Source organism: Pseudomonas sp. Z3-6 (assembly GCF_051131985.1).
GTDB classification, from domain to species: domain Bacteria; phylum Pseudomonadota; class Gammaproteobacteria; order Pseudomonadales; family Pseudomonadaceae; genus Aquipseudomonas; species Aquipseudomonas zanjanensis.
Genome location: NZ_CP071644.1, coordinates 3,113,419 through 3,126,739, shown reverse-complemented (window position 1 = coordinate 3,126,739; position 13,321 = coordinate 3,113,419). Strand labels below are relative to the sequence as shown.

9 protein-coding genes are annotated in these 13,321 nt (G+C 60.7%); 3 read left to right on the top strand and 6 right to left on the bottom strand.

The features are described 5' to 3' along the window. Nucleotides 1–98: 98 nt before the first annotated feature. The 6 genes from J3P88_RS14200 to J3P88_RS14175 all read right to left on the bottom strand — a co-directional run bounded on the left by J3P88_RS14200 (nucleotide 99) and on the right by J3P88_RS14175 (nucleotide 7,071). Complete coding sequence (locus tag J3P88_RS14200) at nucleotides 99–362, bottom strand: PAAR domain-containing protein (RefSeq protein ID WP_434575998.1); 264 nt, start codon at nucleotides 360–362, stop codon at nucleotides 99–101. Continuing rightward, on the bottom strand, nucleotides 359–2,737 hold the full coding sequence (locus tag J3P88_RS14195) for a T6SS phospholipase effector Tle1-like catalytic domain-containing protein (RefSeq protein ID WP_434575996.1): 2,379 nt from the start codon (nucleotides 2,735–2,737) through the stop codon (nucleotides 359–361). Before J3P88_RS14195 ends, J3P88_RS14200 begins: the two co-directional genes overlap by 4 nt. After that, the gene (locus J3P88_RS14190; protein ID WP_434576458.1) at nucleotides 2,725–3,183 is read right to left on the bottom strand and encodes a DUF3304 domain-containing protein; all 459 of its coding nucleotides are present in this window, start codon (nucleotides 3,181–3,183) and stop codon (nucleotides 2,725–2,727) included. Before J3P88_RS14190 ends, J3P88_RS14195 begins: the two co-directional genes overlap by 13 nt. A gap of 86 nt (nucleotides 3,184–3,269) precedes the next feature. Further along, the gene (locus J3P88_RS14185; protein WP_434576456.1) at nucleotides 3,270–3,782 is read right to left on the bottom strand and encodes a DUF3304 domain-containing protein; all 513 of its coding nucleotides are present in this window, start codon (nucleotides 3,780–3,782) and stop codon (nucleotides 3,270–3,272) included. Nucleotides 3,783–3,902: 120 nt separating this feature from the next. Continuing rightward, on the bottom strand, nucleotides 3,903–4,667 hold the full coding sequence (locus tag J3P88_RS14180) for a DUF4123 domain-containing protein (RefSeq protein WP_434575994.1): 765 nt from the start codon (nucleotides 4,665–4,667) through the stop codon (nucleotides 3,903–3,905). Nucleotides 4,668–4,680: 13 nt separating this feature from the next. Beyond that, complete coding sequence (locus tag J3P88_RS14175; RefSeq protein WP_434575992.1) at nucleotides 4,681–7,071, bottom strand: type VI secretion system Vgr family protein; 2,391 nt, start codon at nucleotides 7,069–7,071, stop codon at nucleotides 4,681–4,683. 572 nt (nucleotides 7,072–7,643) lie between these two features. On the opposite strand from J3P88_RS14175, the gene J3P88_RS14170 reads away from it, so the two are divergent. From J3P88_RS14170 to J3P88_RS14160, 3 genes are read left to right on the top strand one after another with little or no spacing between them, the layout of a single operon-like run. Then, nucleotides 7,644–8,888: an exonuclease SbcCD subunit D C-terminal domain-containing protein gene (locus J3P88_RS14170; protein WP_186704889.1), complete on the top strand. Its 1,245-nt coding sequence runs from the start codon at nucleotides 7,644–7,646 to the stop codon at nucleotides 8,886–8,888. Next, a complete protein-coding gene (locus J3P88_RS14165) occupies nucleotides 8,885–12,526 on the top strand; it encodes an SbcC/MukB-like Walker B domain-containing protein (protein WP_434575991.1) in 3,642 nt (1,213 codons plus the stop codon). Before J3P88_RS14170 ends, J3P88_RS14165 begins: the two co-directional genes overlap by 4 nt. Beyond that, nucleotides 12,523–13,125 (top strand): glutathione S-transferase, encoded by a 603-nt coding sequence (locus J3P88_RS14160; RefSeq protein WP_434575989.1) that lies wholly within the window; start codon nucleotides 12,523–12,525, stop codon nucleotides 13,123–13,125. Before J3P88_RS14165 ends, J3P88_RS14160 begins: the two co-directional genes overlap by 4 nt. Nucleotides 13,126–13,321: the final 196 nt, after the last annotated feature.

Sequence of the window (13,321 nt, the reverse complement as noted above, 5' to 3'; positions counted from 1 at the left end):
CGCCAACTGCACACACCACAGCAGCGGCAGCGCCAGCCACCAACGGCGCCAGCGCGGCTCCCCTGGTTCGGCGAGCGGCGGGTAGCACGGCGCACGGTTCATGGCGTCACCGACATCATCGACAGCGCCAACGTGCTGACCAACGTACAACCACATTCACAGCGATACCCGTGCAGGGCCAACAGCGTGCCGTTGATGCTGTACCCCGCCGCGCCTTGGGCGATGCGGTTCTCGCCATGCAAATCGCAGCGAACCTTATCCCCAACGGATGCCATCGGTTGCCCGAGTGCTAGAAAGCAGCCTTCCAGCACTTCGCCACCGAAGGGATGCAGCGGGTCGCCTACACGTATCAAAGGCATCATGAGATCACCTCGCCATCCGGCTCCACCAGGCTTCCGGCCAGACGCAGCATTTCGTCGGTCCGTTCCATACGCTGCAGATAATCGTCCAGGGCGATCTGTTTCTTCTGCTCAATGACCACCTGACCGATATGGCGCGTCGGCTGCAAGATCTCTTCCGCACCCGGCAAGAACGGCACCACGGCGCCAGTGACCTTATCGACCACCCGGTAACCGATGGTCGCCGCTCCCATGCCGGCCGTCAGCCCACCCAAGGCGTCCAATGCACCGCCGCGCTTGATGCCATACACCGTGGCGCCCGCCAGCACCGCCACGCCCAGCATCCGTCCGGCCACGACTACCGGGGACAAGTCTCGGCTGTTCTCGTTGCCGAAATAGGTCATGCGATAGAAGAAGTAGCCGGCCCATAGCTCGCGGGACGCCAGCTTGTCGTGCATGAACCAGGCCCGCGAGTCGTGGATATGGTCGTCGAACAACGCCACCAACAGTGCCAAGCCCGGGTCCCGGCTGGGCCTACCGAATTTGTCATGGAATAGCTGTTTGTAGCGCTGCTCGCCCGCCGCCTTGATGCTGGCGTGATCCCGCACCTCGTCGTTCTCGTTGAGCAGGTAAACCGAATCGCGCACCACCACATCCAGGAATTTGCCCGACCAACTGGTCTGCTTGCGACCGATATCCAGGTAGTCGTGCTTGAACTCGGTGGCGGCCTGGCTGAGCTGGGTCTGGTCAATCTGCGGCTCATAGATCGGCGGGCCGGGATGATTCATCGCCGCTGCGGGTTCCTTCTGGCGGTTTTTCAGCGCGATCCGTTTCGCTTCTTCATAAGCGCTGCGCTGCTCGTCCGTGTCATAGGCGGTGACTTCAATGGCCTCCTTGAAGAAAGGTTGGTGCTTGTAGCTGTCGTTGTATCGATAACCGTCGTCAACTTTCTCAAGGTCATTGGCATAGCGGCCGATGCGCCAGCCGGTGATCCAGCCCAGTTGATCGGCCAGGGTGTCTTCGACGGTGGTGGTGAGTAGCTGCGGGTGGTAGCCATCGGTGGGGATGCTGTCTTGATCCTCGGGCGGGACTGTTTGCAGGGTTTGGTGGTGCCAGGCGTTGAAGCGTTCGATGACTTGCTGATTGACCACAAATTCTCCCAACGTCTGTGGCCCCATTTCACGCCATGATTTTTCCGGCACTAAACTTCGAGGCAGTACCGCTTCCGGTACCTGCAACGGCGCACCGGCGGCGAAGGCGGCGGCATACAGATCGTGCAGGACGATCTGCGACACCAATTCGTCCGTACCACCGCGCGCCTTGCCCTGATCATTTTGCGGATAACCACCGCCGACGTCGGAGTGCACGCCGGGATACACCACTTCATAGGTGTTGCGCGGGTAGTTGCCGTCCTCGTTGCGGACCGAGTCCAACGGGAAGCAGGCGCGCTGTTCGAAGGCCGCGACGAAGTGCCGGCAGCATTTGACGAATTCCGGGAACGTCTTCGCGTCCGGCAACAACTGGGTGTCGTCGGCCCAGTCCATGTGCCCGGCGAAAAATGGCGTGACATGGGCGATGCCCACCGAGGCCACGGTATCGAGCAGACCGAGGAACTCGATGCTCACCGGCAGGCCGAGTAATGTCTGTTCCGGATTTTCGGCCCCGTCCGGCGTGTCGAACAGTTGGCTCAGCCAGGTTACGAAGGTGCGTGCTTCCGCTGCCCCGCGAGAGAAGCCGTAAACGAAGAGCTTGACGCCAAGCACTTCAGGTCTAGCTCTGGGGACATGAGGCCTCAGCGATTCCAGTAGACCTTTCATGACTTGGCGCCGCCGACCGGCGCCGAAGATGCTCATCATCGGGCCTTTGGAGGTGCTCATCGACTCAACCTTGGTTTTGGCAACGACGTCATCGACTCCGTTTCTGGTCAATGCAAAAGACAACGCACTCGCGACCTGCACCAAGGCCCAGTTGATGCGGTCTTCTCCACCGGTGGCGTATTTCAGCCCATCCTCGCTGTAGTCCAGCTCGCCGATTTTCGGAAAGGGGGTGCCGACGCCGGGCATGTAGTAGGAGAAATAGCCGTTTTGCATAGCCTTTGGACCTTGGAGCGAGGCATGAAACAACTTGGCAATATTACTGGGATGTCCCTTCTTGGTATCGTTGTCCTCGTTATTGTTGGTACCATCAAAAAACAGGCTGATGTGCAAACTATGGCAGCACGCCGAGTGCTGTTTCTGTCCCCTGGCGTTGGTCTTCTGGCGGAAACGATTTTCCTCTGTGGTTTGCTTATCGTGGTTATCGCTCACATTTCGAATCTCTGCGGGCAGGCGTCCACCAACAGGAAAGACTGGCGGCGCCCAGGCCTTAGCCTTCGAATTATTATTTTTTACTTCGGACATACAGCGGGCTCCTTCATTTCCAAGGGTTCTTTAATAGGATAATTGGGTGAATAGTACGACCAACAAGAGCTCGTGACTTTAATTTGATTGCAAACCAAAAAATGCACACTTAAACCACAGCGCTCGGTTCCCAGCCACTCCGGAATTTCTACCGTGGTGCTGTGGCGCTGATAGTTCGCTGAATGTTTAGCATATGCCTCTCGAAACTCAATTGAAGTAACCGAAGGCAATTTTGCATGTCGATTTGGATCAACCTCCCATTCAATATGAGCCTTCAAGTCAGGACGCCACTTCGTCGGCATGATGACACAACAGGAACTGCCCCCCCCTCCGTGAGCCCTGTAACCGTTGACGGACAACCAGTTAATGGCATTTAACGTATGGTTAACAGCTTGTATGTTCCCTCCCGCCATCTCGTTATCGGCAGAAGAACACCCATACAACATCAATCCCAACAAGGCATATAGCCCACGCAGCGCCACCTTCCTGAGCGTCGATCGCCTCGGCCCTTTGTCCGCCTTCAAGTTGTTTTCTATTTCGGGCATACAGCGGGCTCCTTCATTTCCAGAGGCTCTTTAATAGGATTATGGGGTGAGCCGTACCCCCAGCAGGAAGTAGTGACTTTGATTTGATTGCAAACTAGGAAATGGACTTTCAAACCACAGGAGTCCGTTCCCGGCCACTCCGGAATTTCTATCGTGGCACTGTGATGCTGATAGTTGGCTTTATGTTTTACTTGAGCCGCTCGATAACCATCAGTCCCCAATGGAGGCCACTTCGAATATGCGTAAGGATCTGTATCAACCTCCCACTCAATATGAGCTTTCAAACCGGGACGCCACTTCGTCGGCATGATGACGCAACAAGAACTGCCTCCCCCTCCATCAGCCCTATAACCATTGACGGACAACCAATTAATGGCATTTCGCGTATGGTTGACGGCCTCAATGTTCCCTCCTGCCATCTCGTTATCGGCAGAAGAACACCCATACAACATCACTCCAAGCAAGGCATAAAGGCCTCGCACCATCATCTTCCTTAACATCAATCGCCTCATGGCAAAGTCCTTTTGTTTATTCAAACCGCAGGAAAACCTGCATCGTTCGAACATTTTTCATACGATCTTTTGGCAAAGTTCTATCTCGAACAATGCCAATTCGGCTCATTAAGAGTCAGGAAGCACACATCGCTCCACGTACTCACTGAGTTTTCCAAAGTAATTCTCTTTACTTGCCCGCACGACCAACCGATACAACAAAGCGAACCGCTGCTCTTTACTTTCCTCAAGCTGGTCAAATCGCCCACTATTCAACAGCTGCTGCGCATCGGAGATGCAGCCGATCAGGTCGCATTGCTCATCGCTCAGTTCGACGAGGGGTTGAATGTCGATGCTGTTCCGCGCTTGGCTTGCGCCCCGTCGCCATTGCGGCTGGCCGTCCCGATCCAGCCAGCTCCAGTAACTGACCGGTAGCAGGTATTGGATTCGCTGTTCGTCGTTCAAGATGGACGACACCAACAACGGAAAGATGCGCGGGTCGTAATACCGCAACAAGCCGGGCTGCCCGCCCCATTTCATCTGGGACAGGGCTTGCAGGGCCTGACTGAGGATGTCGAAGGACAACGGTGAGATCGCGACCAACAGCCGGGCGTCGGCTGCACAGTGAGTCATGAGTTGTTCCAGCCAGGCGCGATGCTGCCAATGGCCCAGATCCAGCCGCATCAACAGCGGTGCCTGTTCCAGCAGGTTTTCCTCCGGTGTACCGGCGAACAGTGAATGCCATGGAACCTCCGGCCTCAGTTGCTTCAATGCCGGTACGGCGCAGCTGTCCCAGGCGCCCTGGTCCAGCAGCAGGTCGACGCGCTGTATGTCCGCGGTGATGCAAACGTGTTCAATCTGTTCTTGCCATTCGCTTGGCGTTGCCATGTACATGTTTTCCTTGTTTTTAACCTTCGCGCGGCAAGAGTCCGACGGCGTTTTTACGAGCCTTCTCCAGACATTCCTTACACACCGACTGCGGCAAATCCGCCAACGCAAAGCTTTGCCCGGCAGGCAACTCCCAAACGTGTTGCCCCTTGAGGTTCAGCTTGCCGGGGCTATGGATGTCGATGGCGCCGCTTGGGTTAATCCGTATAAACCCGCCCCCACAAGCCAACGTGATGCCATTCTTCGCCGTCACCTGCACATGCCCCTGCACCGACTGCACGCTGATGTCCTGCTGGGCTTTCATATCCAGCACATCGCCATGGGATTCGATCTCCAGCGGCCCCTTGCCGGAGACCAGCCGCATGCCTTCCTGCTGGGCGAGCAGCGAGATGCCCTGGTTGGCATGGACCGACAGGCGTTTGCCGGCGGCGAGGTTGATTTGGTCCTGGCTTTGTAGATAGAGCGCGTCGCCGCTTTTGAGCAGCAAGCTGGCCGGGGTGACGGCGCCGATACCCTTGGGGGCGCTGAGCAGGATGGCGGCGGCCTTGAGGTCCTTGGCATCGGCCTGAAATTGCTGCAAGCCGCCCAGGTCGGGCTTGCGGCTGTGATGGGCCTGGGCGATGTCTTGCCAGTCGGCCATCTGTTGTTTGGCGCCTTCGACTTGGGCGCTGGCCGGGTCCATGCTCAGGACGTCGCCCTTGGCCTTGACCTGCTCATCCGCACTGATAAACACACCCTTGCCACCCCGAATCGCCCCCCAGCCATCCGTGCGCAACTCAAACCCTTCCCCTCGTTTCTTACGCTCGGCATCCACCAGATGCCCCAGGTTCAACTGGCTCTTGCCGCTGTGCTCGGTACTGAGCTTGACGTGCTCCTGCCCCCGCGTATCGTCCATGCGCAACTTGTTGTTGGTCGGGGTGCGCAACACGTTGCGTCTTTCATTGCGCGCCGTGACCAGGTCGGGATGTTCGTTGTCGTGCAGGGCGTGGGCGATGTAGGGGCGGTCGGGGTCGCCTTGTTCGAAGGCGACCGCCACTTCGGTGCCGGCCTGCAGCGGAAAGTGCAGGCCGTGGGTGTCGCCGCCGTAGGGCCGGGCCAGGCGCAGCCAGGCGCTTGAGCGGGCGGATTCCCAGGTGTCGCGGTCGAACAGAAAGCGCACCTTGTAACGGCCTTCGAAGTCGAGGTCGGCGTACGGCGGGTTGGTTTCCGGGTGGTTGATACGGGCGGGGATGGTGCCGCTGATGCGTGGCTTGGGCAGTAGCGCCGGGCGAAAGCACACGGTTTCCGAATAGGGAATGGCCTGGAAAGTGGCGATGAAACTGCGGTCGCGGGCAGCTTCGGTGCGCAGGCCGACGATCACCGCGCCGGGATCAAAGGCCTGGGGTGCGCCGCCGGTGATCTTGAGCAGTTGCGCCGGCGCCAGGGTGGCGCTGGTGGTGGTGCCGCTGAGGCGGACCTGGTCGTTGAGGTAGCGTTCGTGGCGCAGGCGTGCGTAGAAAAACCCACTTTCGCTTTGCAGGTCTTCGTCCAGGGCGTAGCGGTCGCCCAGCACCGTGTAGGGTTCGCCGTAGTGATAGGCCTCGCCGTAGGTGCCCTTGGCGCGTCGGGTGTGGTCGACTTCACCGTCAAGGTAGGCGTAGATCTCGCGGTGGTTATAGGCGCGAAAGTTGATGTGTTTTTCCACCACCTGATGGGCGGTTTGCAGCTGCCAGACCGCGTCCTGTCCATTGCTGGTCAAGCCTGACAACGGGCGACACGGCAACTCGACGCCGCGCTGGTAGTGGCGTTGGTCGTCGTGAAACTCCACCACGTCGATGCTCAGTCGATCGTCACTGACGATGCGATACCAGATGCCGACCTCGGCCAGCAGGCGCTCGATGAACGCCAGGTCGCTTTCGTCGTATTGCATGACCTGTTCGCGGCGGGGGTATTTGCGCACCACGTTGAAATAAAAGTGCTGGCCGAGGAAATCGTGGCGCGTGCGCAGGATGTGCTCGACGATCTCCGGTACCGATTGGTACTGGTAGATGCGGAACTGTTTGCCCCGGTCCAGCAGCGCGAAACGTGGTTGCAGGGTGATTTCGTAGCGGGCTTCGTCGTGTGAACCGGACAGGCGCTTGAACTCGGTGACCGCACCGTGGAAGGAGCGCAATGGCTTGATCACCGGGGGCTTGAAACCCTTGGGCGTCGGCGGTGGCGGCATCGGGTACAGGCTGAAATGGGCGTCCTGGTTGAGCAGGTCGGTGGGGGCCAGGTCGCGCTCGGTGCAGGTGAACTCGATGCGGTAATGGTAGGGGCGGCTCAGGTGTTCTTCGCCGGCGAAGGCCAGGACGTCGAGGCGGGCCTGGAGGTTGTAGACGCTCAGGGTGTGGCGGCTGTGGTCGAAGAAGATGGGGTGTTGGCTAGACATGTTGCCGATCTCCCCGGGTGTTTCCCGCCGCTTGTCTAAGGTGGGGAGGTAATGGGGACAAAACCTTGTCGGCGTTGTTTTGATTGAAATCGACTTTGCGTCTTTCAGAGCGGTTTGCTGGCATGACTTCCCTTGCTGCCTGCGTTGTTGTGCAGGAATTAGTTTCAAGGGAGATCAGCGTGAACCAGCTCAAAGGATGGTTCCATCTTTTCGCGTCGGGTTCGGCGACGTTTGGGAAGAGTCCTATAGGGTGGGGCGCAATTTCTTAGGAAACTGCCCACACGGCGCAAAAAATGTCGCTATTGGAGAGCCTTGAACAATAGGACTGTTTTAGTGATGTCCTACGTGAAGCCCCGCGAAACACACAGGGATATCAGTCAGACGAGTTGTGGGGCAAGGGGTTGGCTAGCGCTTAGGGGGATTTATCCCCTCGCCACAATTCAGTTGCCAATCCATCCGGTCGTACATCCAACGAAGTTGAACAAGTCCTCCCCCCCGTTTCCCAGTAAACTCTCCCTCTTTTAGCCGCCCTCCTCTTCACCGCGGCCATCATCTGTTTCCTGGAGTTCACCTTGCGTCTGTTTCACACCTCCGACTGGCACCTGGGGCAAAATCTGCACGGCCAGGAACGCGATTTCGAACACGCCTGCTTCCTCGACTGGCTGCTGCGTCAGCTGAGCCAGGAAAAGCCCGACGTGCTGCTGATCGCCGGTGACATCTTCGACACCGTCAACCCGCCGGTCAAAGCCCAGGAACGCCTGTACGATTTCATCGTCAGCGCCCATGAACAAAACGCCAACCTGACCATCGTGATGATCGCCGGCAACCATGACTCCGGCTCGCGCATCGAATTGCCCGCGCCGCTGATGCGCCGCTTGCGCACCCACGCCTTGGGCCGGGTGCTGTGGCTGGACGACGGCCAATTGGACGTCGAGCGGCTGTTATTGCCGCTGCCCGATGCCAAGGGCAAGGTCAAGGCGTGGTGCCTGGCCCTGCCGTTCCTGCGCCCCGCGGAAGTCACCGGCGCGCAACTGGGCGATGACTACCTGCGGGGCATCGGCCAGGTGCACGAGTGGCTGATCGCTGCCGCCAACAGCAAGCGCAAGAAAGGCCAGGCGCTGATCGCCGTCAGCCATGCGCACATGGCCGGCGGTTCGGTGTCCGAGGATTCCGAACGCAGCCTGATCATCGGCAACGCCGAGGCCCTGCCCGCCAGCCTGTTCGGCCCGAGCATCAGCTACGTCGCCCTCGGCCATTTGCACAAGCCGCAGAAGGTCAACGGTGAAGAACGTATCCGCTACAGCGGCTCGCCAATCCCACTGTCGTTCTCGGAGATTGGCTACCAGCACCAGATTCTCGACGTCACGCTGGACGGCGAGACGCTGGTCAAGGTCGAACCACGCCTGATTCCTCGGGCCGTCAACCTGCAACGCCTGGGTCCGGCGCCCTTGGCCGATATACTCGGGCAACTCAAGGAATTGCCTGACATCGACCTGCTGGCCGACATCCAGCGCCAACCCTGGCTGGAGGTACGGGTGCGCCTCGACGAACCACAGCCAGACCTGCGCCACCAGGTTGAAACCGCGTTGCAAGGCAAGGCCGTGCGCCTGGTACGGATTGGCGCCGAGTACGCCGGCAACGGTGGCACTGGCGGCGCCGATGACGACGGTGCGTTGGTGGAGCTGGATCAGCTCAGCCCGCAGGAACTGTTCAGCCGCGCCTGGCAGGACACCTACGGCAACGAAGTGGATGAACAAACCCTCAAGGACTTTGCCGTGCTGTTGCAAGACGTGCAGATGGAGAGCGAGCAGCCATGAAGATTCTCGCGATCCGCCTCAAGAACCTGGCGTCCCTGGCCGGGCCTTTTGAAATCGATTTCACCGCCGAGCCCTTGGCCAGCGCCGGCCTGTTCGCCATTACCGGCCCCACGGGCGCCGGCAAGAGCACGCTGCTCGACGCCTTGTGCCTGGCGCTGTTCGGCGCCGTGCCGCGCCTCAACAACACCGGGCGCGACGCCAAGGTGCCGGACGTCGATGGCGAGATCGCCACGGGCGACCCGCGCACGCTGTTGCGCCGTGGCACCGGCGACGGTTTTGCCGAAGTGGATTTTCGTGGCATCGATGGGCGCCGCTATCGGGCCCGCTGGGAAGCCAATCGCGCCCGGGAAAAGGCCGGCGGCAAGTTGCAAGCCAGCCGCCAGAGCCTGCGGGACCTGGACAACGATCAACTGCTGGCGAGCCAGAAAGGCGAATACAAGACCCAGCTCGAAGCCGCCCTGGGCCTGAACTTCGAGCAGTTCACCCGCGCCGTGTTGCTGGCCCAGAGCGAGTTCAGCGCGTTCCTCAAGGCCGATGACAACGACCGCAGCGAACTGCTGGAAAAACTCACCGACACCGCCCTGTATACCCGCCTAGGCCGCCGCGCCTTCGACAAGGCCAAACAAGCCAAGGACAGCCACCGGCAATTGCAAGACCAGGCCAGCGGCGTCACACCGCTGGCTCCCGAAGCCCGGGCCGAGCTGGACCAGCGCTTCAACGACGCCCAGCAGCAGCTCAAGACCCAGCAGGCGCAGCTCAAGCAACTGGAACAGCAACACACCTGGCTGCGGGACCTGCGCCAGTTGCAGGACGAACACGCCAGCGCCGCCGAGCAGTTGCAACAGGCCCAGGTCGATTGGGACGCCCTGGCCGACAAACGCCTGAAACTGACCCGCCTGGAACAACTGGCACCCCAGCGCCATCAATTCATCCGCCAGGCAGAACTGCGCCGACAGCTCGACCCGTTGGCCGCGCAGATTCAGCAGCTCACCCAACAGCAAATCGACTTGCATCACCAGCAGGCCGAACTGGAAAAAAGCCTGGACGCCGCGCAACTGGCACAGGCCGCAGCCCGGCAACAAAGCAGCGACTGCGCGCCGTTGCTGCGCCAGGCCTTTGAAGAGCAAAGCAGCCTGGCCCGCCTCGCCAAGGACACCAGCCAGGCCGCCGAGCGCCAGGAACAGGCACAACAGGCGTGCACCGAAGGCCAGCGCACCATCGACACCTTGCTCGATCAGCAAAAACAGGTGGCCGAGCGCTTGCAGCGCATCGCCGGCGAACTTGAGCAAAGCACCCACCTGGCGCCGCTGAGCGACGCCTGGAACGCCTATCGCGATCGCCTCCAACAACTGATGCTGATCGGCAATCGCCTGAACCAGGGCCAGGCCGAACTCGCCACCTTGGAACACAGCGCCGCCCGCGCCGCCGAAGAACTGGCCAGCCGCCAGCAAGACCTCGAGGTACTGTACAAGGAAGCGGGCGCCGAGCCCGACGCGGTGGCCGAACAGATCCAATTGCTCGGCAACCTGCTGCAAGACAACCGCAAGCAACTGCGCGCGTTCGAAGAACTGACCCGGCTATGGGTCAGCCAGCAAGAGTTGGACAAGCGCGGCGCCGAGCTCGAACAACGCCAGCAACAAGCGTTGCAGGAACGTGACCGCTTGGTGCGTGAGGGCGGCGAAGCCAAGGCCGAGCTGACCATCGCCGAGCAGGCCCTGACCGTGACCCGCGAACTGCTGGCACGCCAGCGCCTGGCCCGCAGCGAAAGCGTCGAGCAACTGCGCGCCCAGTTGCAGGACAAGCAACCCTGCCCGGTGTGCGGCAGCGTCGAGCATCCTTATCATCAACCCGAAGCCCTGCTGGAAAACCTCGGGCGCTTCGATGAATCCGAAGAGGCCAACGCCCGCAAAGCCGTCGAACTGCTCAATGAAAAAGTCATCGAGCTACGGGCGCAGTACAGCGGCGTCATGGCCCAGCTCAAGGAGCTCAAACAGCAGCAGGAGCAGCTCGCCAGCCAGCAACAGGGCTTGGCGCCCAGCCTGGAAGCCCACCCGCTGTCGGCGCAACTGCTGGCCCAGGACTCGAGCAAGCGCGACGCCTGGCTGGCCCAGCAGAACAGCCAACTGCACCAGCACATCAGCCAGGACGAACAACGGCAAGCCGCCCTGCTGACCCTGCAGCAAGACGCCGCCCGGATGGGCCAGCGCCTGCGCGAGGCCGAAGTCGCCAGCCAACAGGCTTCACAGCACCTGGACAACCAGCAGCAAGCGCTGGCCCGCGACCGCCAGCGCCTGGACGAGGAATTGAGCCACTTCAGCACCCTGCTGCCGGCGGACACCTTGCAGGCGTTGCGCAGCGATCCCGCCGCGACCTTCTTGCAGCTCGACCAGCAGATCGCCCAGCGCCTGGCGCAACTGGACCAGCAACGCGACGAACTGGGCGAACAGCTCCAGCGCCAGCAGACCCTGGAAAAAGAACAGGACCGCCAGCAGACTCGCGTCCAGCAACTGGACGCGGCCCGCGTGCAATTCAGCACCTTGAGCGAGCAACAGCAGGCCGGCCAGGAAAAAATCGCGCAACTGCTCGGTGAGCACATCAGCGCCGAACACTGGCAGCAACAACTCGACCAGAGCCTCGAACAGACCCGGGAGGCCGAGGCAGCGGCCAATCAGCAGTTGCAGCAATTGCGCAACAACCTCGTGCAACTGGCCGCCGAACTCAAGGCCCGCCAGGAACAGGCACAATCCCTGGACCATGAACTTCAGACCCTGGATACAGGTATCGCGCAGTGGCGCAACGGCCATCCTGAACTAGACGATGCCGCCCTCCAAACCCTGCTCGGCCTGGACGAACAACAGGTCAGCCAGTTGCGCCAGCGCTTGCTCAACAGCGAAAAAGCCATCGAACAGGCCCGCGTCCTGCTCACCGAGCGCGAGCAACGCCTGCACAATCACCAGGCCCAGCACAACGGCAACCTGGCCGCCGAGCAACTCGCCGAAGCCCTTACCGAGCTGCAAGCGCAATTCTCCGCCAGCGAACAGCTTTGCGCCGAACTGCGCGCCGAACAGGCCGAGGACCAGCGCCGGCAGAACGCCAACCAGGCCCTGGCCCAGCAGATCGACCAGGCCTACGCCGAATACCAGCGCTGGGCACGCCTCGATGCCCTGATCGGCTCGGCCACCGGTGATCGTTTCCGCAAGCTGGCCCAGGCCTACAACCTCGACTTGCTGGTGCACCACGCCAATGCCCAACTGCGGCAACTGGTGCGCCGCTACCGGCTCAAGCGCGGCGGCAGCATGCTCGGGTTACTGGTGATGGACACGGAAATGGGCGACGAACTGCGCTCGGTGCATTCGTTGTCCGGCGGCGAAACCTTCCTGGTCTCCCTCGCCCTGGCCTTGGGCCTGGCCTCGATGGCGTCCAGCACCTTGAAGATCGAATCGCTGTTCATCGACGAAGGCTTCGGCAGTCTCGACCCCGAATCGCTGCAACTGGCGATGGACGCCCTCGACGGTTTGCAGGCCCAAGGTCGCAAGGTCGCGGTGATCTCCCACGTGCAGGAAATGCACGAGCGGATCCCGGTGCAGATCCAGGTGCGGCGCCAGGGTAACGGGTTGAGCACGGTGGAGGTGAAATGAGTCGCGCCACGCTCTACTCCTTCCGCCGCTGCCCCTACGCGATGCGGGCGCGCATGGCCTTGCGCTACAGCGCGGTCGAGGTGACGATTGTCGAAGTCAGCCTGAAGGCCAAGCCCGCCGAGATGCTCGCCCTCTCCAGCAAAGGCACGGTGCCGGTGCTGCAAGTCGATAGCCGGGTGATCGATGAAAGCCTGGAGATCATGGGCTGGGCCTTGGACCTGCATGATCCGCAAGACTGGAGGCTACGGGACGACCCCGAAGGTCAGGCGCTGACAGCGGCGTTGGTCGAGGAAAACGACCGGGTGTTCAAGCTGCACTTGAATCGCTACAAATACCCCGAACGCCATCCCGAGTACTCGAAGGAACATTACCGTAGCGAGGGTGAAAATTTTCTGCGCAGACTGGAGGCATTGCTTGAAGCCCGGCCATTCCTGGCGGCGGAGCACCCGAGCCTGGCCGACGTGGCCGTGCTGCCCTTCATACGGCAGTTCGCCCATGTCGACCGCGACTGGTTTGCCCAGGCGCCCTATCCTCGGCTACAGGATTGGCTGCAGGGGTTTCTGGATTCCGAGCTGTTCGTGGCGATCATGGCCAAGTAACCATTTGCCCAGTTAGCGCTTTTTTTTGGGTAATGAGCTTCTATGGCTAAGAGGGGCTTTTGTGGCTAAGGGGGCTTTCGTGGCGAGGGAGCTTGCTCCCGCTGGGCTGCGCAGCAGCCACCCTTTTAGCGATTGCTACGCAATCGAGCGGGAGCAAGCTCCCTCGCCACAAAGGCAATCATGCAGCCCATTGCTG

Coding starts and splice junctions, on each gene's coding strand:
- J3P88_RS14200 (WP_434575998.1), bottom strand. CDS start 362: ATGATGCCTTTGATACGTGTAGGCGACCCGCTGCATCCCTTCGGTGGC.
- J3P88_RS14195 (WP_434575996.1), bottom strand. CDS start 2,737: ATGTCCGAAGTAAAAAATAATAATTCGAAGGCTAAGGCCTGGGCGCCG.
- J3P88_RS14190 (WP_434576458.1), bottom strand. CDS start 3,183: ATGTTGTATGGGTGTTCTTCTGCCGATAACGAGATGGCGGGAGGGAAC.
- J3P88_RS14185 (WP_434576456.1), bottom strand. CDS start 3,782: ATGTTAAGGAAGATGATGGTGCGAGGCCTTTATGCCTTGCTTGGAGTG.
- J3P88_RS14180 (WP_434575994.1), bottom strand. CDS start 4,667: ATGTACATGGCAACGCCAAGCGAATGGCAAGAACAGATTGAACACGTT.
- J3P88_RS14175 (WP_434575992.1), bottom strand. CDS start 7,071: ATGTCTAGCCAACACCCCATCTTCTTCGACCACAGCCGCCACACCCTG.
- J3P88_RS14165 (WP_434575991.1), top strand. CDS start 8,885: ATGAAGATTCTCGCGATCCGCCTCAAGAACCTGGCGTCCCTGGCCGGG.
- J3P88_RS14160 (WP_434575989.1), top strand. CDS start 12,523: ATGAGTCGCGCCACGCTCTACTCCTTCCGCCGCTGCCCCTACGCGATG.